This is a genomic window from Natrinema sp. 1APR25-10V2 (assembly GCF_031626495.1).
Lineage (GTDB): Archaea > Halobacteriota > Halobacteria > Halobacteriales > Natrialbaceae > Natrinema.
Genome location: NZ_JAMQOJ010000009.1, coordinates 32,509 through 56,336 on the forward strand (window position 1 = coordinate 32,509; position 23,828 = coordinate 56,336).

A 23,828-nucleotide genomic window follows, 5' to 3' on the forward strand; every position below is an offset into this window, starting at 1 on the left:
TTCTGGGCAAGATTCGACAACCGCGAATTACAGCAGTTGACGGAGGTTCGTTGCGACTCGTACAGAAATAACTCTATTCGGCTGAAAACAGATGGTACAGTGCCTGAAAAGTGCACGACGAGGATTCTAACCTCTTCAAACCCCACCTCTCATAAAAATTATATATGTGGTTCATTCGCCCATTGAAACTCAACGTACCATCAGCGATTAAGACTTCCATCAGGGTCGCTTTGATCACATCCAATTGGTTCCCAGCAGAGCTAGAACTCTTCGCCGGCAGATTCGGTCTCATTCAATTGGTCGTACATCTCGTCCGGGAAGGGAAGGCTCCCCCAAATCGAGTATGGACACTGGTCCTGGCCGATGCAGTACCGCTGCATATCGTCGTTGTCGCAGTTCATCGGAAGTGGGGTGTCGCCACCAATCGTATTCGAGAACTCGTAGCGAATCTGGTAGTCGGTGACCTGTTCGTCGTACCACGGCCACCGTGAGAAGATGTCCTTGAGGTCTGCGACAATTGTCTCGAGGTCACTGTCCTGGTACTGGGGCAGCCACATCACCATCCGAGCAAAGCTGTACAGATCTTTCCGGACTGGCTTCTTTTCGTAGAGGCGTTCGGCCATGTTCGCCATACAGGGGAGTTCGAACAGATCTTCGATCGACTCGACGTCAAGAGGCTGGACGCCACGCGAAGACTCCTGAATCCGATAGTGGTTCGTATTTCCGTGCTGTCGGATAGTGAGATTCCGGTGGTCGCGTTGAGATGCAAGGAGATTCCCAAGACTCCGAGGACTGGAGATACGATTACACACGTCTCGCTTCCAGTCCGCTTCTGGGTCGTACGCCTCTACTGCTTCAAACAGCTCCTTCGCCGAGTGGAACTCCCCCAGTGAGACGACCTCGTCTGGAGCGTCTCGAATCGCGTCCCGGAGCACACGGATGGTCCGCTCCCCAGGGTTCCAGTCTCGCCAGATTCGTTCGTGGTGTCCTGTCTCGATGAAGCGGTCGATGCGCTCTGTGATGGCCGACTCATTCGTCGTTAGCCACGTGAGCTGGTCTTCGGAGAGGTTCTCCTCCTGAACTCGCAGGAGCTTCTTGAACGCCCGTCTGGCGTACTCGCGATACTTCGTATCGAAATCGCCGACCGGCACGTAGAGACAGTTGTCCTTAACGTGAGTGAGCAGTTCTCCGGCCTCTCCTGTCTTGGTGTCGGCGTGGACGAGGCACTTCCTCGATGCTGCAGCCATTGGGATTTCGAGATACAATCCCTCACCGAATTCGGGCATCTCCTTGATCCCTGTACAAACGCGGCCGGGGTGCGGACCGTCCTCTCCGGGATCTTTCGCGTACAGTACCTCTGCGATATCCTGTTGAAGACTCCCGTCACCGAATTCTCGAAGGAGGGACGCGAGATTGTTGACATAGAGCTCGCGAATATCGTAGAGGACCTGCACCTTTCGTGGTGGGGCGTGCTCGAACTTCGGATGTGCTTTGACGCAGATCGCACTCAACGTCGCGAGGACGGCGAGCGTTCCGGGATCGTCGACGAACGGTTCCTCTGCGGCATTGGCCCTGACGTCTTCTTTGAACGCCGCTGTCCCGAACCGCTCGAGGTCGTTTAACAGATCGTCTGGTTGGTCTTCGCCGTCGACGATGTAGCGATTGTAGCCCCGCGTGAACAGCTGGTTGATGCGGGTCGTGCCGTATTCGAGTGGGAGCGTCGCAACGCGATAGGCGGTGTGCTCGTCCTTGACAGGCGTCGACCGGGTCATCCCTTGAGCATCTCCGGTGTCGCAGACTGAACGTCGAAGTTCGGGCTCTCTATCGGCGTGACGATACTGCAGACGTCAGCGTGCAACGAGTAGGGCAGTCGGGCGACTCGACGACGGTCGGCGGTGACCACTGGGTCGATGGGAATCTCGTAGGTGTCTTGCAGAAGGTCGTTCAGCACTTCCCGACTCTTGGCGTCGTACCGATGGGATGGATCACTGTCGAGGAGGTAGACGTGGACGCCCTGGCCGCTGTACACCACCACCGTCTCCTCGGCGTTGAAGTCGTCCTCGAAGATATCTCGCACCTCGAAGCCGTACTCGATGGCCCGTTCGATATCCTCAAAGGCATACGGATACCCCTTGGGAGCGGCGTCGAGGATTCCTGCGGCGTTGAGAAGCGTATCATCGTCCCGGTCGTCGACGTCTTCCGAGACCGTATCCGCTGCTCGGTTCTTGGCGATATCTTTCGCGTCGATGTCGACGAGGAGGACCCAGGGTCGCTCCCAGTGATCCAGCGCGTAATAGACTGCATCTGGACACGGGTCTGGTTTGTCAAGCAGGTCGGGATCTGCGAGCGCGAAGTTACTCCGACCGAGTGGATCATTCCGTGCTGGATGCCGGATGAATTCGAGGACGTCGTCGAACTCCTGAAACGCTGCGGTGGTCCGCTCCCCGGAGGTGTTCGTCTGCCATGTATCTCGCCGAATGAAGTCCTTGTTTGGGACTCCGTCTTTCCGTACTGGGTGGGGTTCCCGAAACGCGAGTGCGTACTGTCTCGGTCCCTTCGCTGTGATGAACGACGGGAGTTCGTCACGGTATGAGGGGAACTCCTCGGCGTAGTACCTGTAGATCTCCTCGCGAGTCGCTTGTCGCCAACTCATGAATTGAACTCCTGGTCTAGTTTGTTGAAGCTCCGAATCGTCGTCAGCCCAGCTGCGTCGAACGATTCAACGGCCTCTCGAATGTCCGAAAACGACCGGGCTGCACGCCCGCTCACACTGCTCTCAATTCGATCAGCCTCTGAGAGACAGTCCAGCACCTCGATGGCTGTCTCGCGTCTGTTGAACGCCCAGACAGCGTTCGCATCCACTGCACTCTGCTTGTCGTAGTCGTCGACCGGCGCGTGTTTGTTGTTACTCGCGAGTTCAGCTTCACCGACCCACACGAGTTCTCCGTCAGCATCGAGACCGGCAACATCGAATACCGTCTCCTCATCGTACTCATAGTAGGATTCGACCTGTGCGACGTCTTCGTGGGAGTCTAACCACAGTTCGAGCAGCTTCACACCGACCTTGTGCGGCGTCTTTTCCCCGACATCTCCCTGACCAGGGCCGACCTTGAATTTCTGGCCGAGCAGTTCTCGCCCTGCCGGGAGTATGGTGTAGTACTTCCGACCGCACGCTCGTCCTTCCTCCAGCAGGTCTTGATCGACGAGCCGTTGCACGTCGAGGTTGTCAAAGTCGTTCTTGAACGCACTCATTGAATCCAAGAGTCCATGATTCGGTGCATCGCCATTCATCACGTCAAGGATGCGGGTCAGGAAGCGGATGTCGTCGTGAGTAAGCCCGCGCCGTCGCAGCTCGTCATCCGGGACGGTTACACCACCAGCCTGTACTGGTGACGATCCGTTCTCGTCGACAACTGTCTCCTCTTCTTCACCGACTAGCTCTTCTGACTCAGTTGACTCAGGATCTCCAAAGAGCGGGTTGGTGGTGTTCCTGTCTTCCCCTTCGTTCCCTTCGTTTCGTTCGTTTCCTTCGTTCTCTTCGTCGGCTGCTGAACCACTGGTTGCCTGTCCGATGAACGACGACTGCGTCGTGTCCACAGGACTAGCCGATTCTGTGGATGTCGACCGTTCATCCGTCGGTCTACTTCCCCATCCCTCGTTGTCTCCGGCCTCTGATTCGCTAGTGGCCTCAGCAAGCCCGTACTGGGTCTGTGTCCGCTCGGACAGTCGGGGGAGGGCCACGGTCTCGAAGTGGTCCTCCTGTTCGATAGAAAGCGGCTCGTCGCTTTCTGGGTGGCCGGCTGCTATCGGGAGCGGCTTCACCGAGAATGGGGCTGGACCCGTCTCCCCGAATGAGGGGCTCGGAAGTTGCGCGATCCATTCCCCACTGGGGAGCGTGTTGATCCGGTTTCGGAGATCAGTAGGACTCAAGTCTTCGTGGGCCAGTGACTCGGCGAGGTCGCGCTCGATGGAGATGTTCCCGATGAGCTTCGTCTTGATGTTGTTGAGGACCTCGTTGTAGGCGCGTTCGCTTCGATTCCTGACTTGCTCGGGGAACTGCATCACCAGTCCCATGCTCAGGCCAAAGGACCGACCTTGGGGAAGCAGCTGCTCGGAAACGAGTTTCGTTGAGGCGACGGGAGCTGCTTCCTCAATGATGAGGTTGGTGAGCTTCTCGTAGTTTGTCTTGCCATCACGCCGACGCACCTGCACCGCGTCCCAGAGGTTACTCAACAGGAGAAGTGTGATTGCTCGCTGTGCCTCTGGACGGAGGTCACCCAGGTCGAACAGGATCGTGGCATCTTCGTCGAGGAACTCGCGGAAGTCGAATCGGTTGTCGACGTATTCGCCGTCATCGCCCTGTTCCGGAACGTGACTGAAGATACGTCGCAGGTGCGCGTCTTCTCTGAGTTTGTCGAGACGGTTTCCGACGGCGTCCATCGACACCTGGAACCGACGGTCATCCTTCTCGAAGTGGCGCGTCAGCGACTCCTCGACATTTTGGTTCTCAGCAGCGACCGGAGGGACTGTCCGCTCGCGTTGCATATGGAGTGCAGCCGCAAAGAGGTCATCGAGGCCGAAGGCGTCACTACCGTATTCCTCATCGAAGAGCGCTTTGATGAGGTAGCTGAGGATCTCGTTCGCGACAAACGCTTGTCCATACTGTTCGCGGCCCATGACCATCCGCATGATGTCGTGGAAGTGGTCAACCTTATCCTGAATCGCGTCTTCACGGTTCCGTCCGGCCTTGAGCGCAGGCCGGATGTCGAAGAAGGAGAACGCAGGAACTGTCTCTGGGACGCGGAACTGGTAGACGTCGTCCACCCCGTTGAAGCGCTCGTAGTGGCAGCGAAGGTAATTCGCGCACATTCCGTCGCCTTTCGGATCGACGATCACGACGGGTCCGCCAGTCGTCTCCCGGAGGGACAACGCGTCATTGATGATCGCCTTCGATTTCCCGCCACCGGTCGAGGCGAACCGACCGTAGTGCGTCGTCAGGAGATTCGGTGGAATCCGAATCGGGTCCGGTTGGGGAGATCCGTTCTCATCGAGTGCATACCCGATCGCCATTCCCTTTTGGAACTGTTGAACCAGGTCAGGATTGGGCCACGGAAGCGGGTTCCGGCTTTGCTGTTCAGCGCGAGTACCGCGTGTTCCCTCAACTGTGAGCTGCTCAGACGATGGGACAAGAACGAAGTTCGCGAGTTCCGCCCCGCTGAGGACGAAATCCGGTCGGGTCTTGCCCCGACCCGCCGTAATCTCTCGGTCAAGCAACTGCTGGAGGGCTGTCTGAGCGTTCTTCTCCTTTGTCTTTTCTCGAAAGCCGCCAGTACGGAGTCGTTCTCCTTCGACTTCGTAATAGGGGCCGTCGATTGGGTCGAACACAGGACGAAGCGCGTTCATCTGGGCCGCGAGGTCGTCGCGGGCTTCGTCATCGGTCGGAACGCCGACTGCTCTGATGTTAGCAGTGAACGACCGCTTGGGATTCTTCGCGTCGATATACTCGATGCGCTTGGCGACTGACTCGCTGAGCTGTTTCTCGTCGTGATTGCTCCGCTGATCTTCGACCTCAAGGAAGGAACCAACGATCTCCTGGAAGAAGGTGTCCCGTCCGTCGACGAGATCTTCTTTTCTGATCTCGGCGTCGGACTGCCAGCTTGTCCGTCGCTGGAACACAACCTGAAACGCTACTGGTGACGCCGCCTCCATCAGGTGGTCGACGAGTGACGCGAGAGTCGCACCGGGCTGGTCGATAGCAGCCAATCCGTCGTCTTCGTCCCCGGATGCGAAGGGCGTCAACGACGTCATCCAGTCTTTCTTTCGGGTGGCTGAACCAGACCAGCGTACGCCGACTGGCGAGACGGCGTTGACGGTGGGCCGAGCGAGTATCGTTCCCTCGGCCGTCTCGGTTGGCTTTTCGAGTGTCGTCAGTGGCCCCTCGTCCGGAACTGCATTTGGAGATCCAAGCTCAAGCGCCGTCTCCCCAATCTCGACGAAGTGGCCATGGGACGAATCGACTGTGGCACCACCATCTGCAAGGGAGGATGCTTCGGTCGTTGGTGTCTGGTCTTGGTCACGCTTCTCGCTGTCAAGTTCGTGCTGCTCGTCGGTACTAAATTCGTACTGTAGCTGCCCTGCTTCGTAGTGTTTAACGAACTCTGCTGGTGTGAATTCGACTGGCTGAATGAGCCGTGAAGCGACGTCGACGTCGACGCGTTCGATGTCGAATGTCTCGGGATAGATCGAACGAAGGCGTTTTTCGAGTGTGTCGAGATGCTCGTCGGCGCCGTAGAAGAACTCAACAGGGTCGTCCGCTCCCTCAGATAGTGCGAGAAACTCGAACTTGGGCGGTGTCTTACTGTGGAGTGGGTTCAGCTTCTGCGCGAGTCCAGTTGACCCCGCCGTTGTCAGTTTGTGCAGGCTTTCGAGGACTCGAGGGATTCCCTCGGGATCCAGGCCTTCTGATGTTGGCGTGACTCGGAGATACTCACGCATTGTCTTCCCCCTCCATCGAACCGCCGTCAGGCTTGGCGGAGATGGATTCCGCGTCACTCGACTGTCCGTCAGTCGTTTGCTCTTCCAGCTTCTCCTGGAACTCCTGCACATCCGTATCAACTGCACCTTCACCCGCACCGGGGAGCGAAGAACGCCGCTGCTCGGTCGGGTCGAAGTCAATGACTTGCTTCTCCTTAGGCATCGCCTCAACCTTGATGCCGCGCCACTCACCGTCGACGCCGACGAGCGCCTCGGAGAAGCCAGCGTCCTCGTTGCCGGGGACCGCGTCCTGTACGTAGCGCATCTGTGCGTAGTTCAACCCGAACTCGTCGGCCCATTGGTCGTCCATTCCATCCAGTCGGTGGAACTGCTTGACGGCACACTGGTCGAGAATGGCTTCGGACTCGGCGTGCTCGAAGAACTCGTCGACGGTCTGAGTAACGAGACGAATCGAGAGATCGTGGTGACGGTGATGTCGGAACACCGTCTCTAAGAATGCCAGACTCGCGGCGTCCTGCATTATGTAGCGTGCCTCGTCGATGACGAACACGACCTCCTTGTCCGTCTCTTTCGCCCGCTCGTACACGAGAGAGATGAGCAACTGCATCGTCAGCGCCGTACTGCTATCGACGCTGCCTTCCTGCTGGGCGAGATCGAGGTAGATGACCTTCTCGTTACGAATATCGAACTCCGAGGATTTCCCGAGATTGGCGTGGCGACCTTCCCCCTCGAAGGGCCGAAGCTGGTCCAGCAGCCACGTCGCGTCCTCGCGAATCTTCCCGGCCTCCTCGTCGGAACGAACGACGAACTCCTCGGGGTCGTCGACCATGTCCTCGAAGACGTCCATCATGTCCCGGATGGTCGGGCTGGGGTTGCCGTGCGTCGAAATATCGTCGGTGATGTCGTTGCGCTTGTAGGCGCGCTTGAGACCGAGTTCGAGCGTCGTCCTCCGGTCGCCGAGCGAGATACCACGCAGTGCGAAGAAGTTCGTCAGGAAGCTCATTGCGTCGTCGAGCTTCTCGTTGAACGGGCTCGCGTCCTCACCCATCGCCCGCTGGACGTGGTCGGGTGTCTGGCGGATCTCCAGAGGATTCAGACCGAGCGTCCCACCGACGGTGATGCGTTTTGCACCGAGTGCTTCGGAGACGCCCGCCCAGTTGTTGAGCGGTTCGAGGATGATTCCGATGCGGTCCTTACTCTGCTCGATCGAGCGGATGAAGTTCTGTTTCGAGCCGAACGACTTCCCAGACCCAGTATCGCCAACGGTGAACATCGCATACCCGTTGTCACGGGCGAACGGGTCGATGACGACTGGACTCTGGTTGTCCTTGTGAATCCCGAACTCAACGCCACCCTCCTCGAGGATCGTCGCATTATGCGGTGACGAGAGCAGTGCGCCAACGGCTCCACCAAGGGCGATAGATTCTCGCCCGAATACGTTGTCTCCGATGGGGGCTGCCGACTGCAGCGCGAGGTCCTGCCGACAGATTGCGGTCTTCGGCGTGAGGTTCGCCGGGTCGTCGCGAAGGGCGCTCTTGACCTTCTGGACTGAGTCCCTGAGGTCGTCCTTGTCGGCGGCGCGGACCGTGACGAACATCCCCTGGTCGAAGACGTTCGCTCCGCTCTCAACGGCCTTGTAGGTCGCAGCGGCTTCGTTTGCTCGCTCCTGAAGATACGCACTGCGGACGCTCTGTTCCAGATCGGCGTCAACCTGGAGGTCGTCAGCGATGTCCTGCAGTTCGTTCCGCGCTCGCTGCTGGTTCTTCGGCGTGATGTGAGCTGTGAGGTCGAATTCGACGTCGGTCAGCTCGAAGAGGTCGCTCAGATAGCCGTCGTTCGGGTAGTCGGCGTAGTCAGCGATGTAGAGCGTCGTCGTCCACTGCTCGCCAACGCGTGCGGCTCGTGTCTCCCACTCGATGGCTGCTGGCGCAGTCACCGTCTTGTGAGATTCGGAGATGTCGTCGAGGAGTTGGCCTTCTGCATGACCCTCCTCAAGCGTCTCCTCGTCAAGGACATCCGAAAAGTCGACTTCGGGTTCGTCGTCGGCGGTATGCCGGTTCCAGAGGAGTTTACCGACGACCCCGAAGGCCACAACCAATAGGAGGTAAACTGCCACACCTTCGGGTGATGTTGGGTTCAGTAGCCACTCTGTGAGCTGGGCGAGAGGCCCGCCGCTCGCTTGGAGAGTGACACTACGCATTGGTCTCATCCTCCCGGCGTGAGTGGCCGATGATCGGTTGCTCGCGAATGACGCGGTCTGCTTCGTCGTAGTCGTGCTCTCGTCCGTTCCAGAAGTCCATGTTCAGAACGAACAGTTCGACCGTACTGAGCCGGCGAGCAGACCAGCCAGACGCTTGCTGAATGAACTCGGCGCGAACGTCGTTGACGCGACTGTCGAGCTTCTCGAACATCTGGGCGCGACGTTCGACATCGGTGAGGTCCTCACGTCGCGTCACGAAGGGATTGAACAGGAACCCGATGACGGGGAACTTGGTCAGTTTCTCGGCGGGCGTCCCCTCGTCTCGGAAGCGGTCGTAGACTTCGAGCGGTGTGACCTCGACGCCAAGGTAGTATCGCATCTGCTGAATACCACGGTCACGCATCTCTCTGGGGCGTGTTTCTCGATATTCCTCGAGGAGTTCCCGGAAGATCGGATTCTCCGTGACGTCTTCGTCGGTAAGCCGTTCCTCGATGGTCTCTGTGATTTGCTCGACCGGGAATGAACGGGTCGTCGCGTGGAATTTGAGCTTCGAGTCGAGTTCCTTGTTGGCGAAGTCTTCGCCCGCGTTCTGGAGCTGGGCCCAGTCGTTGGACATCGCGAAGTCCATGTTCCCCGGGTCGATCTCGATAAAGGCCTCCATCGTGCCGTCCGTCCGTTGGATCGCCCCAGCACCGGGCCACGCCCGCTTGATGTTCGTGAGATCCTGCGTTCGCTCGTCTGGTTTGAACGGTGTGTAGTTTGCGAGCCCGCCCTCGTTTCGTTCGGTCTCGTTCGTGGTACTATCGGCTGATTCTGGGGCACTGAAAGTGACTCGTGGGCGCTTGGCGTATCGATAGACGTCCTTCGTCCACGTCCACGCGTTCAGGTGATCGGGAGAGACGTAGATGACAGCAACACCGAACCCGAGTCCACCGGCTACGAACGGGAGAGCGAGCGATTCGACGCCAGTGAGACTCGCGATGAAGAGCCCGATGATGGGGAAGGCGATGAGCACGCCGACGTCCCCCTCCTCGATGTTGAGGTAGGGGATGCGACTCTCCTCGCCAAACTGGTTCATGATACGCCGCGCTGCCGCGTCTGGATCTGTAGACATTAGTGAATACCTCGATCGTACTCCATTCCGCGTTTGTCACTCGATGCGTCTGCAGTGGCCCCACCGGGGTCATTCTCGGTTCGACGGTACGATGGGGCTCCGTCCTCAGTTCCGTGCCCGCCTCGAGCAGCAGCTTTCTGTGCGATGGCCTGGCCAGCTGCTGCTTTCGGTCCCCACCGTGCTGCTGTCGTCGCGACACCCGCTCCGCCAACGTAGGCACCAGCCGCGACACCGCCGATGAGAGCGGCTCCTTTCGTCGCACCTCCGACAACCCTGGCTGTCAGTGGAGTCGCGTACTTGAACGTCTTCCAAGTGATGTATAGCGCAACTAGAGGGAGTGAGGCAGCGACGAGGAACTTGAGGAATGCAGTCTGTGGTGTGAGGGTTCCGCCGCTGTATATCAGATCATATCCCTTGAATACTATCGCGGCTGGCAGCGGCAAGACGGCAAGGGGGACAAACCGCCTACAGAATCCCATCGCAATATCAGACACAACGGGGATATTCCCATATCCAATAGCAATCGCAATCGGCATTCCGTAGAGATATACGTAGAGGAGAATCTCGCGGATGTAAAACAGAGCCTCCAATGCCCACATCGAGATACCTCCGATTAGCGCAAATAACAGCGATAACCCCGGGTTGGTCAGTGTTACACTGAGGAACCCCAGCATAGCATTTCGAAGCGATGCCATACCGGGCATCAGGGCAATTGAGAAACCATCGACAATGTAGAGCGAAAGGACACCGACCCAATACCAGACGATTATCAGAAACGCACCAACCCACGCGGTTTTCTTGGTCTTCCTCGCCTCGTATGCGCTGCCGATGTTGAATATTCGAATGGTGTGGCGTCCTTGTACGCTCATTACGAGTAGAAGCAACGCGATGAGCATTATCTCGCCACCGACGAGTGCATCTTGAATCGCTGACCAGGGTGCATTCGTCGGCTCCCCGAAAACGAATGGTCCGTTTGTCTGAGGGGTAGGAGTCCCGAACATCTCCTCGGTGAGAGTATTGTATCCTGTTGTTAGACCATCCATGAAGAGGCCGACAACCCAGTCAACGACGTCTTTGAACCCCTCCAAGACAACGTCGATGAGATCAACCATGGTCAAGCCTCACTGATCGTGATTTCGCAGTTTTGCATCTGGTCAGCGCCGGTGTATTCTACGTTGTACGTCTTCGTGACTTGCTGATCTGCAACTCGGGTCTCCAGTATGATAGTGAACTGTCCGCTATTCCCGTCAGTCGAACAGCCCATTCCCTCGTCCCCGATTTCTGAACCAAACGGGAACGAATCGCTGAAGAGGTCGACTGTTTCACCTGCCGAAACTACGACGCTCTCTTTCTCATAGATTCCACTTCCACGGGGATCTTCGATCGGGTTAGGGACGTCTCCAGTAAATCGCATCTCGACGACCGTATCCGGTCCGCTTCCGGAGTTCTGAACAGTAACAAAGGCCTCTCCGTTCTTTTTCGAATCAGTTGGGCTCTCACCGTAGACCTCGTCCCACGGCTTGTCAGGATTATTCCGGTAGAGTCCAACGTCCTGAATCTGAATCTCCGGTACGATATCCGTCGTACTCTCTGTGACCGTCTCCTCGCCTTTCAGTACGACTACGCGATACTCACCAGGCTCATATGCGGTTCCAATCTCGAACGTGACCTGTTGGACCCCTGCGGCCACGTCACGGGTTCCGAAGAGCTCTCCGTTCGGCTGAATGAGGTTGACCTGATCGACATCAGCGTCAGGCGAAAGTTCGACAACGAGCGTGGTCCCTTCGACAGCGACTCGTTGCAGCGGGCCTTGACCGTTTGGAGAACCAGTTCCGTCACCGGGCGTACCAGAGTCTCCATTGGTGTTCAGGCAGCCTGCAACGCTTACAAGTGCGGCACCTGCGGCCGTTCGGAGGACGTTTCGTCTGCTGATGGTTGGGTTGTTTCGTATCATGGATCTCGTTGGAAGAGGTCTTCTGGACCGAGCATTTGGAGGAGACGATGTCCAGCGTAGAACATTACGAAGAACGGAATGAACTGCCAGAAGATCTCGAATAGGAACGCGAACCAGCCGTCGATGGTTCCGAGTGGATGCCAACGGGCAGTCGCCGTATCACTCACGTAGGCTGGATTATGCCCAAGCCACGAGCCTGGGTGATATCGAGCTGTGTAGATCCCTGGATCGTCGACGGTTACAATGGCTACCCCGGACGCATTGGTCTCGACCTGCTGTCCGGCGATGGTGATGTATCCGTTACGGGTGGTTCCCCCAATCGGATACCAGCGACTGCTGTCGTCGAGGATGATCGGTGCGCCAGTTTCGTTGTCACGGAGTTCAATTCGGACCGTGGCCTGTGACTGGTTCTGTTGCAGAACCTCCGCTGTAAGGTTACTACGACGTAGTTGTCGTTCAGAGCCCGCGCCAGGCTCGACGATGGACGCGTTGACTCCTCGAACGATACCTGCAACGTGGAGGGCGTCCCGATCGATAGCCTCGGCTCGAACGGCGACACCGTACGTCGTCGTGTAGGACTGATTTACGACCTCGATGTTGACGTTCTCACCGATGGTTCCCGCCGGAGAGGGCCGGTCAGTCCCCCACGTGTCGACAATCTCCGGGCCGTCCCGAACAGGCTCTGCACGCGGTCCAATCCGGGAGGGATACGCGTGGACGAACACAGGGATCGCATCGGACTCTACTTCGGTACTAGCGGTACGGTTGGACCGCACGAGTGCATCCCAGCTGGTGTCTCGGGCAGTGTAGAATCGCCAGACACCACGAACTCTCGTGTCACCGTCCTCAGTAAGCGTGTAACCCTGCCAGGGACGGGACTGGAAGATGGCAACGCCGGAATCTCCGTTCGGATATTCGGCGTAATAGGGGTACGCGGAGAGGTCGTAGATCTCAACGTCGATTGAGTCCGAGACGTTTCGCGTCTCCTCACGGTAGACGACATCAACGTTGGTTCCATTGACAACGTCGGTCCGGGTCGTCTTCTTCAGTCGGACGTGGATCTCTGCTTCGAGGGTGAGGGTTGCGCTCCAGTCGTCGTCGATCTGGTAGTCGATAGCCGGCGTGTGTGATCCATCACTCTTCGCGATGGTCTCCCCGTCCTTTTGCAGCCGAACTTCCTCGATCTCGTGATCCGTAAGCGACCACTGGATGGTGCTGTTACCCGAAGAGCTCCCGTTTGGGATACGAACGCGGTAATCGATGAACCCACGCATCGTGCCATTCGGGGCGATGTACAGTGGTGTTTCACCGGATTCGAGATGGCCCCGAGTCGACGGCTGAACCGCGAACACTGTTGCGTGAGCGTCCTCGATGAATACACCGTCCTCAAGGGACGCGTGGGGTGGATGGACGGACGTATCCGACCCACCGGCTTCGAGGTCTGTGAAATCGTTTCGAGTCCACGTCGCGGCCGTCTCGGGCGGGCGTTTGAACGTGATATCCGTCCCGTTCGCAAGCTGGTGGATCGACGTCCGCTCGTCACCGTAGCGCTGGCGGTACTCCTCCTGACTGATGTAATTGTCCGCATCGCGAGACCAGAGTGTCGCTGACTCGTTCTCAGTGAGTCCGTTATCTTCCGTACCCGGTCGCGGCGGATTCGCCGAGACGATACCCGTGACTAGGCTAGTCACGCAGAGGGCTGCGATGAGTACGGTTAGTTCGCGTTGTTGTAGGGGTCTCACGATGAGAGGGGAGTGAATGGCTTACCAGGGGACGAGATCAACACACTGCGCCAGTGGGAGGCCCATCATCGATCCGGCGACGGTGTACAGCGGGCCGAGGATAACGAGAACCACAGCGGACTTCATTGCCGAGCGCTTGTGGCGCTTGAGTCCCTTCTTCTGGTCTGGGTTGAGCGTGAACATCTCGATGAGGGAGTCAGCTTGCCAGACGACAGCGAGACCGACAATGCCCAGCCCAGTGGTTAGCTGAAAGAAGCCCTCAATCATTCCGGGGAGATTGTCAGCACTGCATACCGCGCTCTGTGACGTTTGTTGAGCAAGTGCTGGTTCAACTGCGATGAGGGAGAGGGCTGCGATGGTGAGGGGGAGCTTCAGTCCAACAGTACTCCGTGCAGTGGTTTTCGGCTTTTCTTGTGGGGAATCGGTATCTGATCCTTGCATGCGTGTCTATGGTTAGCTGTTCCATCGTCCGATAGATCACGACCTCGTAGCGGATGCGTGGAATCAGCGTTCAGTTCTATCACAAACAGACCGGGTATATGAATCTGAACATCCGAACGTATTCTTAAGAAACGCTATGTATCTTCTAGCATCTGATAGGATAGGTAAGAAACGCATCGGGGGATATATACATCTTTTCGGACGACAGTGCAGGTATCCACATGTATCGGGAAGTTAATTGGGCAGTACCTGCCGACCCATACATTCTCGAAGAACTAGGCGAGTACGATGGCTGGCACACGGCAAAGAATCTCGAGATCAATACGGACTTCAGTCGCCAATGGATCTCTCAGCGCTGTCCAGTATTTGTTGATCATGAACTTGCCGAGCGTCATGAAGAGGAGCCCGCATACCGCCTCACTGAGTTCGGCGAGCAGATCCTCAACGGTGAAGCAGAGTACGAAGAGCTCAACGAAACTGAGGGCTGAGTCGTTCCTAACGGGTAGATTGGCGTGATTTCTGATCGTAGTTGAGACTGTAGAAGGTTCTCGCCCATAGACGTTTAACCAACAACAGAGTTGTACCACGGATTTTGTTGGTTAAACTGTCTAGTGCCGTCCTTCAGATCTGAGAAATTCTGAATAGGTGCCTCAAAAAGCTACGTTCGAGTAACGAGTGGACTCGCGAAATTCGGTGCTACAGATCGCGGGGCTGGACCGTCTTCCGGTCATTCGCTTCGGCACGCTCTGCGGCGTCGTCGAGCAGTTCGGCGACCTCTTCGTTGAGGGCGTCGTAGAAATCTGCCGAGACGTTGTGGTCCGAGAGTGCGTCCTTCACGGCTGCTTTGACGATTAGGTCAGACATTCCATCGCGGACTTCTCTTGTCCGCTATATAAATGTTCGAAGTTCATAGGTGGGATTTCCACCCTGTCGTATCGGATATTCGCCTTTGAGCACCAGAGAGAACATATGCCACCTCTCAAAAATAGGGAACAGACGGATGCACGATCTAACTGGGTTCCAGCGAGATATCTTGTACGTGATCGCCGGGCACGAGGAACCACACGGGCTCGCAGTAAAGGCCGCACTCGACGACTACTACGAACAAGAGATCAATCATGGGCGGCTTTATCCAAACCTCGACGACCTCGTCGGCAAAGGCCTCCTGGAGAAAGGTGAACTCGACAAACGGACGAACGTGTACACGGTCACACAACGCGGAGTGCGGGAGATCGAGGCGCGACGTGAGTGGGAAAGCCAGTATTTAGAGGACATGAACGCACCCACTACGTTGTAGAACCAGGCGAGTAGAACTCAATATAAAAGCGGGACTGCTTTACCCACTTCCCACGAATACGCATTGAGATGGCTCGGCTCGTCTTCTATCATCACCCACAGGCCGAGAATTTCTCACTCAAATATAGCTCGGCATCGGTAGCAGAGATCCGGTCTCAGCGAGAGCAATCCGACGAGTCGACAAAGCTCATCGGGTACCCCTTCGAAGCTCCGGTCTATGTGCTCTATGAAGGCGATTCAGAGATCGAATCAGCTCAAGATATTGACTTCGATCAAGAATGGCTGAGCGACCGTATTCGTGACCTCCCCCGTCCTGGGCAGGTTATCGCCTTCCGGTTAGTGGAATTGCTCGAAGCTGCTGTCGATGTTCGAGATGAGGATGAGTTTCGGCTCTACAAGGAGTTCGAACCACAAAAGATCCAGCAGGCACTCGATCACGTATCCTGGGGAGCTCCACTTCCGAACGTCGCTGGAGAAGTGATGTCGAATTTGATTCTCCGACATTCCCTCCCGAATGCGAATCATCGAACTGGTATCGCGATGCTTCAGTTCTGTATTGAGAGTGTGGACCCGAATTTTGAGATGCCACGAACGCACGTCGACGACGACACCTGGCGAGAGTGGGTCGATCCCTACATCATTGATTCCAAGCGGCTCATCACGGTCCGCCGGAACAACCTCCGTTTCAAGCAACTCGAAGAGTTAGACGTCGACCTCGTCGAACGGAAAGACGGGATCCAAATCCGATTAGCCGAGTTCGAGTTGGATATGCACTGGCGAGAAGCCCTGTCGAAGTACGCTGAGCAGCATGAATCCCACTGTACGGACTTCGCGGAGGCAGTCCTCAAACGTGCAGAGCGGGACGATCTGCTCGACTGTCAAGGACCAACGAAACAAGAGTTCATCACGTATCTGGAGGACGGACTCATCGAACGGGACTTCAGAGATATGTTCTGATCAGTCGCGAAGCTCGGCGACCGACTGACCGACCTCACGGACGTGTTCACTTCGCTCGAGGTCAAGTTCCTCGGCGAGGTAGTCAACCGTCTCTTCGAGGCTCATATTGGAAGAAAGCCGGGCAAGCGGTATAAACCTAGTGCTGAACGCTTCAGCACAGGCTGGTTGTGATCAATCTCACATCTACCGAATCCGAGAATATCGATAGCTGTCTTTGATTCGGCGATGGTGGTACTTCCCGTGAGAGGACGCCGCCATCAGTCCTTGATAGATCCTCTTCGGGACGTTGTAGTATTGATAGACTCGACCACCGTGGAATTCGACAAAGAAGATTGGGCGACGGACGGACGTGGATCTTACTGAGGAAGGGGAAAATACACTCTCTGCGTTTAGACACCTCATCGAAACGTGATTAGTATCGTTAGCGGTCGGACGAGTCGACCTCTTCGAGAGCTTCTGTAGCAACGTCTCTAAACCCCCAGTCCTGATATGTGAATACCGTTCATGGACCATCTCCTCAGAGTTGTCGAGATAGCGGGCTGCAACGGGCTCCCCGAACGCCTGTACGAGAGTGTACTCTGCCCGACCACAAGTGTGGGTAGCCCCAAGATTACTCGGTATATACCGCCGGCTGGACCTGGAATTGCTGTCGACATTCGTCGCTACAGAAATAGTACGTCTTCCCGCCGTACTGAACCGTTGCGGCGGCGTCGCCAGAGGAGAGTTGCATCCCACAGACCGGATCGGTAGGCATTCATCAGAACGCTTCGGCGCCCACCCGAATGGTGATTTCGGAACGCCTCCAACACGTATCTATTAGGGAACGACGGGCGAATTCGACGGTAACTCTAATGATTCGATTTTCTCTCCGACTCCTCCGGATTCTGGGCAAACTCGTCCCGTTTGTGATACTCTTTCTTCGCGACCGGCGTCGGTTTTTGCTCTTTGGACGTTCCCGTTCGATCTCTCGCGAGACGCACGCACAGCGTGCCCGCCGCCTTCGCGACGTAATGCTCGATCTCGGGCCGACGTTCGTGAAGATCGGGCAGGTCCTCTCGACTCGCCCCGACGTCGTTCCACCAGTGTACGCCGAGGAGTTCGTCACGCTGCAGGACGCGGTTCCGACGGGGCCGTATCGCGAGATGATCCCCGCGCTTGCAGATGATGTTGGCTATCACTCCTACAACGACTTCGAACCGGAACCGATTGCGGGTGGGTCACTGGCGCAGGTCTATCGAGCGACGTATCAGGGCGATCACGTCGTCGTGAAGGTTCGACGACCTGGTATAAAAGACCTCATCGAGACCGACCTTCGCATCATCCGCCGACTCATCCCGCTCGTCATGTTGCTTGCCCCGGAGCGCCTCCAGTTTTCGCTCCGAAACATGGCTGACGACTTCGAGCGCATCATTCTGGAGGAACTCGACTTCGAGCGGGAAGCCCGAATGATGGCGGAGATTCGCTCGAACTTCGAAGGCGACGAGAACGAGTCGGTCGTTATCCCTCGCGTCTATCCCGACGTGTCCTCGGAGCGTGTCCTCACCATGGCCTACGTTGAGGGGACGAAGGTCACCAACGTTGACGAACTCGAGTCGAAGGGCCACGACCCGGAACGGGTTGCGAGGAATGTCGCGAACGCGTACTTCACGATGGGGCTCGAACACGGGGTGTATCACGGGGATCCCCATCCCGGCAACCTCGCCGTCGATGACGACGGACGTATCGTCTTCTACGATTTCGGGATGAGTGACCGATTCACGCCGGCGATGCAGAACAGCGTCGTGAATCTCTATCTCGCTGCTGTCAATCGGAACGTGGATGGAATCATCGACGAACTCATCGCTCTTGGAGCCCTCGACCCCGATGCTGATCGAGCCGCCGTCGGGCACGTCCTCGAGTTAGTCATCGACGACCTGGAGGGGAGCGAGACCGTGAACTGGCAGCAGATCATCAGCGAAGTGACCGGAATGCTCCACGAGTTCCCGTTTCGCATCCCGCCTGACATCATGCTCGTCCTCCGGGTGGGCTCGATCAGCGAGGGGGTTCTCAGACAGCTCGATCCGGAGTTCGACTTCCTCGCTGCCGCACAGGCGTTCCTCCGCGAGCACGGGTTCATGGAACGGGCAGCTCGGATGAAACTCGCGGAGATGCGAGGCGAACTGGAAACCTCACTCTGGGCACTCCTCCGACTCCCAGCGAAATTCGAGCAAGAGCTTGACGCCCGTCAAGAAGAGCGAATGCAAGCTGTTGCCAGGACTCAGCAACAGGGATCACGTTCACTCGGGTATGCGATTCTAGCAGCGGCGTCGCTCATCGGTAGTGCCCTGCTTGTCCCAGTGGACATAACGTACTCGCTACTGGGAATGATCGTGGTACTCGTCTTTCTCTTTTTGTTCGTCCGATCACCAGACGATGGCAGACGATGATTAGTCGGCTATCCTCACGCCTGTAGACCCAGACGATTCTATACTTATACGAGGGCGTTCGAACCCACAATCATCCGACCGAGTCGCGGTAGGCAGTTCGTCCACCTCGGTAGACGATGAGCGTAGCAACGCCGAGGGCGGTTCCAAAGAGGAGCGTGAGACTGAGGTCGTGGAGGATTCGAATATCGTACGTGTGACTAATAGTCTTGCTCGCTACTGCGACGCTATCGAGGAGTAGCATCACCGCAAAGTAGCTCATCAGTGCGCTCTCGTCGACGACATCTGTCAGTCGGGATCCGACATAGGACCCGAAGACACTCCCTCCGAGCAGTGGAAGCACGACTGAGAAATGGACAGCTCCTTGCTGGAGGTAGCGAACAGACCCGAACGCGCTCGATCCCGCGATTTGAAAGATATCCGTACCAACCGCTATCGATTTCGAGATACCCATACCGTAGACGAGGCTCGGAACCATGAGAAATCCACCGCCGACCCCGAGAAAGCCGGAGAGCGTTCCGATAGCGATGGCGACGACGAGGACGAGCCACACGGAGACCTGCACGGTAGACCGGAGCTCGACTAGCGGTGGAAATCGGCTGAAAGCATATTGCTCGAACACCGGGGGAGCACGTTGTTCGATGGAGTCGACGAGTCGTTCATTGCGAACTCGACGGAGAATGATCACACCGACCACTGCCAGCAATACGACGTAGGCGATGCTGATGACGGTATCTGCAAGTCCTCTCCCGACGAGCCAGAAGAGTATCCGCCTGCCGGCCTCGATGCCAACTGCCATCCCGAGGACAAGGAGGCCACCGAGCTTGTAATCGATGTGTCCAGCAGACCGGTGGGTGACGGCTGCAGCGAGTGACGTCCCAAAGACGAACACAAGACCGGAGCCCACAGCGGCTTCGGCGGGATGGCCGAGCACGAGGAGCGCCGGGGTGACAAAGAAGCTCCCACCCAGTCCAAAGAAGCCGAAGAGAATCCCCACTAGGAACCCGAATCCCACGAAGAACAGTGCCTCTGTTTCTACGGGTGACATCGCTTTTAACCAGCCTCCATCTGATTTGAGGGGGAGTTCGTGACCGGGATTCCGCACGTATGCAGAAGGCTACGACAGCGCAACAGAGAGAAGTCCACCATCGTTGCTTTGAGTACAGTATGTGTGTGCAAAAGGCTGCGGTGTGCCCAATTCTTCGGCGGTGGACGCTCTCTACACTTTCGGACGCTCGCTGGAAGGTCCGACGCGACATACGTCAGTGGTTTTTCATGAGGTGGCCACGGCGGCGTTCGAATTCTTCGTCGTCGATCTCACCGCGGGCGTACTGCTCACGGAGAGCCATGAGGGCTCTATCCTCGGCGGGTCCGTCAGTCTGAGATCGGGTTGCCAGCCAATAGACGAGGTAGATGGGCAGACCGATGATGAGGGCCATCCAGAGGAGGCCGAACAGCATCATTCCCCATCCCCATAGTCCCCAGCTGGTCATGTGACCGTCGTCCCACATTCCGTAGTGCCAGTCCCACATCACCGCGTCCGGGACGGTTGCGTGCGTCAGGGCCATACCCCCGATAACCGCGACCGTCAGCGCACCGACGACGATCAGTCCGAGGGACCGAGTACCGCGTGATTGAATTGATTTTGTCATGTACATTTCTCCTGAAATGGTTCGGCGTGGTTAGCCGAGGATGTACTCGAGGACGGGGTAGCGCTCGACGAGCGCCTCGCCGCCGACCTCGTACTGTTCGATGTACTGGTCGAGCCCGAGGATGCGGCCCGCACCGAACGCCGCAACCGCGAGGAACACGAGCATGTACGCGAAGTCGCCGTTGATGACGCCGTGGGCGATGTCCCAGTTCCCGAAGTAGAACATGACCATCATGAGCGCGCCGAAGAACGCCGCGAGGCGGACGACAGCACCGACGAGCAGTCCGAGACCGATGAACAGCTCGCCCCACGGGACAGCTACGTTCGCGAACTCGACGAACCACGGGGTCGAACCCATCCACGCGAACAGTCCTGCGAGGGGGTTGCCGTTGGTCGCCGCAACGTTCGCCAGATAGCCACCCGCCGAGAACGGCTCGGCGGCCACGATCTTCGTGAACCCCGAGTACGCGAACGCGTAGCCCATCATGAGACGCAGCGCGAGCACGAACCACGCGCTCAGGCTGTGGACACGTCCACCGACGGTCAGTCCGCCGACCTTGCTCTCGAGTTGGTTGACGCCAGAGGGAATCGTAGACATTGTTACTTCACCGAGTGAGTGTACGCAGGGAGTGACGATATACCGGTGAGCCAGTGTTCTGAGTCAGAAAACCGGGCGGCTATTTTACCCCACTACGACGAGTATGCGAGTGTGACTGAGGAGTTGAGCCCACCAGCCGTCTTTGCCACACTCGACGACGAGTACGCTCGCGATATTCTCGTGGCGACGAAGACGGACCGTCTCTCTGCAAAAGAACTCAGCGAGGAATGCGATATGTCACGCCCAACCGTCTCTCGTCGCGTCAACACACTCGTCGAGCAAGGACTTCTCGAAGAGTACACGCACGTCGATCCCGCCGGTCGGCACTATCGGGAGTATGAGGCACGTCTCGAACGTATCGAAGTCCTCCTCCAAGACGAGGGGTTTGACATCCAGATCGATGTCCGGCCGGATCCCGCTGACCGGATTACATCCATCTTCGAAAACATGCGAGGAGAGTGATCTATGGAACACACATTATTCGTCATCGCCAAGTTGTTCATGACCGCGTTGGCTCTGGTTATCGCGTACCAAGCCTATCGCGGCTACCAACGCCACGGAACACAGCTGATGCTCTACGTCGCCCTTGGGTTCGCACTAATTGGCCTCGGTGGACTCCTCGAAGGAGTTCTATTCGAACTGCTCCAGGTATCAATCTTCCAGGCAGGTCTCGTGGCTGCACTGGTCGCGGCAGCGGGAATGCTTTCTATCCTGTACGCGCTCTATGCGCCGAACCCCTGAACTCCCGATTCAGCAAAGTATCTTGGAATCGTGGATTAGTGATACGGTCGTTCACTTATCCTCGTAGACGTTGCGCGACGGCCGTGACCTGCTCCCAGAGGAATTCGGCGTCAACGCTCTGGTTCGTCGTTACGATTGGCACGTCACGGAGATAGGCATCCGTCTGAACGACCTCAAGGAGAAAGTCCGCAACGTCAGCGCGTGAGATCGTCACCATCAGTAGCGGCTTCTGCGAAGTACGGAAACATCGCGCCCGTCCCCGTACCGAGGTCCAGGACCCTTCCGGCGAGCTCGTCCACGAGGTAGCGTCGATGGTCGGCAAGTACCGATAGCTCCGCCGGCTTCATCACCGGATCGTACAGTCTTGCGAATATCGGATGAGATGGTTCAGTCATCTGTTTTCCTCCCGTTCAGTTTCTGAGATATTTCTTGCATGTTTTGACTTAGTGCCATGTCCATGTGTTGCGTACCACTGCGACTCGGGCCACTGGAAACCGCCTTCACGGTAGACATCGAAAACGCCCCGCTCGATGTCGTCTCGTATGATGTCAGCGGTCGTCTCGTCGACACTCACGAAGTGACACAGCGGGTGGCCCGGATATGCGACTGCATTTTCAAGGACCCCCACGACGAGGCCAGTCGACGGCGCACGAACGACTTCGACTTCGTCTTTGAAGTGATCAGAAATCGTGAACAGCGGTTCGCCATCCTTGACGAGGGGATGCGGGCCCCACTTCATCTCGACGAGCCCACCAGTGTCGGCGCGGAGCCACGTCTTCTCACCATCACGGGCGATGACGCGTGTCCAGCCGGGCCAGGAAACCGGTTGATTGGGAAGCACCTCGTGTTCGGCGAGGACGCTCGCGACGCAGTGGAGCGCTCGGTCGAGGTGCGCGGTCTGGAATCGATGGGCGCGCCCCATCTCGACCGTGACCGTGGGGATACCGTCCTGACAGGCCACGCGGCGGAGTGTCCCTCCTGAACCCTCGCCGTCGAGGATGACGCTCGTGCCGAACGCGCGGGCGAGTCGTTCCACAGCTGGGTCGCGCATATCTGCGCGGACGTGGTACATAGTCGTGCGGTTGCGCGTCGACGTGTGGAAGTCAAGCCCGAGATCGCACTTCGAGAGGAACTCCTCGTAAATCGTATTCGCGAGCCGCTTGGCCATCGTGGTTCGGGGGTTACCAGGGAACGACCGATTGACGTCTTCGTCGTAGATTGGGATATACCGTTGCTGGGCTAGAAACCCTGGGACGTTCAGTACATGGAGACAGATGAGTGTTCCGTGGAGATCGCTCGGTTCGTACTCGGCTGCGACCTCCTGGACGATCTTGACCCCGTTGAGTTCGTCGCCGTGAACCGCTGCAGTCAAGAAGACTGCCGGCCCCGCCCCCTCACCGTTGACGACGGTGACTGGCAGTTCGATCGCGTCGTCGTGAAACGAAGTCGCGACGGCGTACCGGAACTGAGACTTCTCACCGGGTCGAACGGTCCTCCCACCTACTTCGATTGGTCGTGGTGAATCACTGGTCATGAGTCCTCTCCCTTCGATCGGTCGGTCTTTCCCTGCCGCGACGATTCGCGGTGCGTTCGGCCGAGGAACCGCGGCACCAATTTGCGATACTCCTCGTAGGCGTCGCCGTACTGTTCGCGGAGCCACGGTTCTTCGGCGAGTGGGGCGAGCAGAAACCAAACGATGCCGACGAGAGCGAGGACAGATGTCATCAACGATCCGGCGAGAGCAGCGCCCCCTCCGAGCATGGCGACGTATCCGACGTATTGTGGGTTGCGTGAATACCGGTACGGCCCCTCAGTGTTCAGGTGCCCCTCGAGACCGCTACTTTCCCAAAACCCGAGCCGCCACACGGCCCAGGTGGCGAACACGGCTCCAGCGAGCACTAGCATGAGACTGATCCCCTGGATGAGGGTCGATGGCAGGTACCAGCTCCACCAGTCCAGATAGGATACGCCGAGGAGACTCCCGAAGTAGACCAACCAGGCCGTCCAACTGACCCAGAACGTCCAGTCACGCTCGCCATGCGCCCAGAAACGTCGCGTCGGACTGCGAATGCTGACGAAGAGCGCCACGACGAGGGTCACACCGGCAAGTAGTCCCACGCCGAAGAGAAGCGCTGTCACTCCCGAAGTCGTTGCGGCCATGGTCGGTCACACCCGTTCTGTTACGACCAGAACACACTGCCGGAACGGCGGCTCGT

General features: G+C 57.5%; 24 protein-coding genes and 1 pseudogene. 6 read left to right on the forward strand and 19 right to left on the reverse strand.

Annotated elements, in window-relative coordinates; all coding sequences use genetic code 11:
- Window positions 1-260: 260 nt before the first annotated feature.
- The 9 genes from NDO75_RS24390 to NDO75_RS24430 all read right to left on the reverse strand — a co-directional run bounded on the left by NDO75_RS24390 (window position 261) and on the right by NDO75_RS24430 (window position 13,946).
- Entirely contained in the window at window positions 261-1,772 is a 1,512-nt protein-coding gene (locus tag NDO75_RS24390; RefSeq protein WP_310909236.1) for a primase-associated protein, read from the reverse strand.
- On the reverse strand, window positions 1,769-2,653 hold the full coding sequence (locus NDO75_RS24395) for a DNA primase (RefSeq protein ID WP_310909237.1): 885 nt from the start codon (window positions 2,651-2,653) through the stop codon (window positions 1,769-1,771). Before NDO75_RS24395 ends, NDO75_RS24390 begins: the two co-directional genes overlap by 4 nt.
- Window positions 2,650-6,495: an ATP-binding protein gene (locus NDO75_RS24400; RefSeq protein ID WP_310909238.1), complete on the reverse strand. Its 3,846-nt coding sequence runs from the start codon at window positions 6,493-6,495 to the stop codon at window positions 2,650-2,652. The genes NDO75_RS24395 and NDO75_RS24400 overlap by 4 nt, the downstream gene beginning before the upstream one ends.
- Window positions 6,488-8,695, reverse strand: coding sequence for a transferase (locus NDO75_RS24405; protein ID WP_345784922.1), 2,208 nt, complete (start codon window positions 8,693-8,695; stop codon window positions 6,488-6,490). The genes NDO75_RS24400 and NDO75_RS24405 overlap by 8 nt, the downstream gene beginning before the upstream one ends.
- Window positions 8,688-9,809 carry a hypothetical protein gene (locus NDO75_RS24410; RefSeq protein WP_310909240.1) on the reverse strand — a complete coding sequence of 374 codons (1,122 nt, stop codon included), beginning with the start codon at window positions 9,807-9,809 and terminating at the stop codon, window positions 8,688-8,690. Before NDO75_RS24410 ends, NDO75_RS24405 begins: the two co-directional genes overlap by 8 nt.
- Entirely contained in the window at window positions 9,809-10,921 is a 1,113-nt protein-coding gene (locus tag NDO75_RS24415) for a hypothetical protein (protein ID WP_310909241.1), read from the reverse strand. The genes NDO75_RS24410 and NDO75_RS24415 overlap by 1 nt, the downstream gene beginning before the upstream one ends.
- Before the next feature lie 2 nt (window positions 10,922-10,923).
- On the reverse strand, window positions 10,924-11,763 hold the full coding sequence (locus NDO75_RS24420) for a hypothetical protein (protein WP_310909242.1): 840 nt from the start codon (window positions 11,761-11,763) through the stop codon (window positions 10,924-10,926).
- Window positions 11,760-13,454 (reverse strand): hypothetical protein, encoded by a 1,695-nt coding sequence (locus NDO75_RS24425; RefSeq protein WP_345784923.1) that lies wholly within the window; start codon window positions 13,452-13,454, stop codon window positions 11,760-11,762. Before NDO75_RS24425 ends, NDO75_RS24420 begins: the two co-directional genes overlap by 4 nt.
- A 72-nt stretch (window positions 13,455-13,526) precedes the next feature.
- Window positions 13,527-13,946, reverse strand: coding sequence for a hypothetical protein (locus NDO75_RS24430; protein WP_310909243.1), 420 nt, complete (start codon window positions 13,944-13,946; stop codon window positions 13,527-13,529).
- Between the two features lie 221 nt (window positions 13,947-14,167).
- Between NDO75_RS24430 and NDO75_RS24435 the strand changes: the two genes are divergently transcribed.
- Window positions 14,168-14,434, forward strand: a complete 267-nt coding sequence (locus NDO75_RS24435) for a hypothetical protein (protein ID WP_229126501.1) — start codon at window positions 14,168-14,170, stop codon at window positions 14,432-14,434.
- A 208-nt stretch (window positions 14,435-14,642) separates the two neighbouring features.
- On the opposite strand, the gene NDO75_RS24440 is transcribed toward NDO75_RS24435, so the two are convergent.
- Window positions 14,643-14,810, reverse strand: a complete 168-nt coding sequence (locus NDO75_RS24440; protein ID WP_004048632.1) for a DNA-binding protein — start codon at window positions 14,808-14,810, stop codon at window positions 14,643-14,645.
- A 136-nt stretch (window positions 14,811-14,946) separates the two neighbouring features.
- Here NDO75_RS24440 and NDO75_RS24445 point away from each other — a divergent pair, with 136 nt between their 5' ends.
- Both NDO75_RS24445 and NDO75_RS24450 read left to right on the forward strand, forming a co-directional pair.
- Window positions 14,947-15,243, forward strand: coding sequence for a helix-turn-helix transcriptional regulator (locus NDO75_RS24445; protein ID WP_310909244.1), 297 nt, complete (start codon window positions 14,947-14,949; stop codon window positions 15,241-15,243).
- A 68-nt stretch (window positions 15,244-15,311) separates the two neighbouring features.
- Window positions 15,312-16,199, forward strand: coding sequence for a hypothetical protein (locus NDO75_RS24450; protein WP_310909245.1), 888 nt, complete (start codon window positions 15,312-15,314; stop codon window positions 16,197-16,199).
- Window positions 16,200-16,382: 183 nt separating this feature from the next.
- Here the strand turns inward: NDO75_RS24450 and NDO75_RS24455 are convergent, their stop codons facing one another.
- The 3 genes and pseudogenes from NDO75_RS24455 to NDO75_RS24460 all read right to left on the reverse strand — a co-directional run bounded on the left by NDO75_RS24455 (window position 16,383) and on the right by NDO75_RS24460 (window position 16,953).
- Window positions 16,383-16,601, reverse strand: a complete 219-nt coding sequence (locus tag NDO75_RS24455) for a KTSC domain-containing protein (RefSeq protein WP_345784924.1) — start codon at window positions 16,599-16,601, stop codon at window positions 16,383-16,385.
- Window positions 16,602-16,620: 19 nt separating this feature from the next.
- Window positions 16,621-16,769, reverse strand: a pseudogene (locus tag NDO75_RS27830) (site-specific integrase); the annotation flags it as partial.
- A 40-nt stretch (window positions 16,770-16,809) separates the two neighbouring features.
- Window positions 16,810-16,953, reverse strand: a complete 144-nt coding sequence (locus NDO75_RS24460) for a YHS domain-containing protein (RefSeq protein WP_310909247.1) — start codon at window positions 16,951-16,953, stop codon at window positions 16,810-16,812.
- A gap of 256 nt (window positions 16,954-17,209) precedes the next feature.
- Here NDO75_RS24460 and NDO75_RS24465 point away from each other — a divergent pair, with 256 nt between their 5' ends.
- The gene (locus NDO75_RS24465) at window positions 17,210-18,625 is read left to right on the forward strand and encodes an AarF/ABC1/UbiB kinase family protein (RefSeq protein WP_310909248.1); all 1,416 of its coding nucleotides are present in this window, start codon (window positions 17,210-17,212) and stop codon (window positions 18,623-18,625) included.
- 70 nt (window positions 18,626-18,695) lie between these two features.
- Here the strand turns inward: NDO75_RS24465 and NDO75_RS24470 are convergent, their stop codons facing one another.
- The 3 genes from NDO75_RS24470 to NDO75_RS24480 form a co-directional block, all read right to left on the reverse strand.
- A complete protein-coding gene (locus NDO75_RS24470; protein WP_310909249.1) occupies window positions 18,696-19,670 on the reverse strand; it encodes a sulfite exporter TauE/SafE family protein in 975 nt (324 codons plus the stop codon).
- Window positions 19,671-19,884: 214 nt separating this feature from the next.
- Entirely contained in the window at window positions 19,885-20,274 is a 390-nt protein-coding gene (locus tag NDO75_RS24475) for an SHOCT domain-containing protein (RefSeq protein ID WP_310909250.1), read from the reverse strand.
- A gap of 30 nt (window positions 20,275-20,304) precedes the next feature.
- Window positions 20,305-20,871, reverse strand: a complete 567-nt coding sequence (locus NDO75_RS24480) for a DoxX family protein (protein WP_310909251.1) — start codon at window positions 20,869-20,871, stop codon at window positions 20,305-20,307.
- Between the two features lie 111 nt (window positions 20,872-20,982).
- Here NDO75_RS24480 and NDO75_RS24485 point away from each other — a divergent pair, with 111 nt between their 5' ends.
- Window positions 20,983-21,333 (forward strand): winged helix-turn-helix domain-containing protein, encoded by a 351-nt coding sequence (locus tag NDO75_RS24485; protein ID WP_310909252.1) that lies wholly within the window; start codon window positions 20,983-20,985, stop codon window positions 21,331-21,333.
- A 3-nt stretch (window positions 21,334-21,336) separates the two neighbouring features.
- Window positions 21,337-21,612, forward strand: coding sequence for a hypothetical protein (locus NDO75_RS24490; RefSeq protein ID WP_211087819.1), 276 nt, complete (start codon window positions 21,337-21,339; stop codon window positions 21,610-21,612).
- A gap of 194 nt (window positions 21,613-21,806) precedes the next feature.
- Here NDO75_RS24490 and NDO75_RS24495 read toward each other — a convergent pair whose 3' ends face one another.
- From NDO75_RS24495 to NDO75_RS24505, 3 genes are read right to left on the reverse strand one after another with little or no spacing between them, the layout of a single operon-like run.
- A complete protein-coding gene (locus NDO75_RS24495; protein WP_310909253.1) occupies window positions 21,807-22,007 on the reverse strand; it encodes a hypothetical protein in 201 nt (66 codons plus the stop codon).
- Window positions 22,004-23,146 (reverse strand): succinylglutamate desuccinylase/aspartoacylase family protein, encoded by a 1,143-nt coding sequence (locus NDO75_RS24500; RefSeq protein ID WP_310909254.1) that lies wholly within the window; start codon window positions 23,144-23,146, stop codon window positions 22,004-22,006. Before NDO75_RS24500 ends, NDO75_RS24495 begins: the two co-directional genes overlap by 4 nt.
- Entirely contained in the window at window positions 23,143-23,730 is a 588-nt protein-coding gene (locus NDO75_RS24505) for an isoprenylcysteine carboxylmethyltransferase family protein (RefSeq protein WP_310909255.1), read from the reverse strand. The genes NDO75_RS24500 and NDO75_RS24505 overlap by 4 nt, the downstream gene beginning before the upstream one ends.
- Window positions 23,731-23,828 lie beyond the last annotated feature (98 nt).

Excerpts from the sequence above, each read along its gene's own strand:
- NDO75_RS24390 (WP_310909236.1), bottom strand. The coding sequence starts at position 1,772 with ATGACCCGGTCGACGCCTGTCAAGGACGAGCACACCGCCTATCGCGTT.
- NDO75_RS24395 (WP_310909237.1), bottom strand. The coding sequence starts at position 2,653 with ATGAGTTGGCGACAAGCGACTCGCGAGGAGATCTACAGGTACTACGCC.
- NDO75_RS24400 (WP_310909238.1), bottom strand. The coding sequence starts at position 6,495 with ATGCGTGAGTATCTCCGAGTCACGCCAACATCAGAAGGCCTGGATCCC.
- NDO75_RS24405 (WP_345784922.1), bottom strand. The coding sequence starts at position 8,695 with ATGCGTAGTGTCACTCTCCAAGCGAGCGGCGGGCCTCTCGCCCAGCTC.
- NDO75_RS24410 (WP_310909240.1), bottom strand. The coding sequence starts at position 9,809 with ATGTCTACAGATCCAGACGCGGCAGCGCGGCGTATCATGAACCAGTTT.
- NDO75_RS24415 (WP_310909241.1), bottom strand. The coding sequence starts at position 10,921 with ATGGTTGATCTCATCGACGTTGTCTTGGAGGGGTTCAAAGACGTCGTT.
- NDO75_RS24420 (WP_310909242.1), bottom strand. The coding sequence starts at position 11,763 with ATGATACGAAACAACCCAACCATCAGCAGACGAAACGTCCTCCGAACG.
- NDO75_RS24430 (WP_310909243.1), bottom strand. The coding sequence starts at position 13,946 with ATGCAAGGATCAGATACCGATTCCCCACAAGAAAAGCCGAAAACCACT.
- NDO75_RS24435 (WP_229126501.1), top strand. The coding sequence starts at position 14,168 with ATGTATCGGGAAGTTAATTGGGCAGTACCTGCCGACCCATACATTCTC.
- NDO75_RS24440 (WP_004048632.1), bottom strand. The coding sequence starts at position 14,810 with ATGTCTGACCTAATCGTCAAAGCAGCCGTGAAGGACGCACTCTCGGAC.
- NDO75_RS24445 (WP_310909244.1), top strand. The coding sequence starts at position 14,947 with ATGCACGATCTAACTGGGTTCCAGCGAGATATCTTGTACGTGATCGCC.
- NDO75_RS24450 (WP_310909245.1), top strand. The coding sequence starts at position 15,312 with ATGGCTCGGCTCGTCTTCTATCATCACCCACAGGCCGAGAATTTCTCA.
- NDO75_RS24455 (WP_345784924.1), bottom strand. The coding sequence starts at position 16,601 with ATGAGGTGTCTAAACGCAGAGAGTGTATTTTCCCCTTCCTCAGTAAGA.
- NDO75_RS24460 (WP_310909247.1), bottom strand. The coding sequence starts at position 16,953 with ATGCCTACCGATCCGGTCTGTGGGATGCAACTCTCCTCTGGCGACGCC.
- NDO75_RS24465 (WP_310909248.1), top strand. The coding sequence starts at position 17,210 with ATGCTCGATCTCGGGCCGACGTTCGTGAAGATCGGGCAGGTCCTCTCG.
- NDO75_RS24470 (WP_310909249.1), bottom strand. The coding sequence starts at position 19,670 with ATGTCACCCGTAGAAACAGAGGCACTGTTCTTCGTGGGATTCGGGTTC.
- NDO75_RS24475 (WP_310909250.1), bottom strand. The coding sequence starts at position 20,274 with ATGACAAAATCAATTCAATCACGCGGTACTCGGTCCCTCGGACTGATC.
- NDO75_RS24480 (WP_310909251.1), bottom strand. The coding sequence starts at position 20,871 with ATGTCTACGATTCCCTCTGGCGTCAACCAACTCGAGAGCAAGGTCGGC.
- NDO75_RS24490 (WP_211087819.1), top strand. The coding sequence starts at position 21,337 with ATGGAACACACATTATTCGTCATCGCCAAGTTGTTCATGACCGCGTTG.
- NDO75_RS24495 (WP_310909253.1), bottom strand. The coding sequence starts at position 22,007 with ATGACTGAACCATCTCATCCGATATTCGCAAGACTGTACGATCCGGTG.
- NDO75_RS24500 (WP_310909254.1), bottom strand. The coding sequence starts at position 23,146 with ATGACCAGTGATTCACCACGACCAATCGAAGTAGGTGGGAGGACCGTT.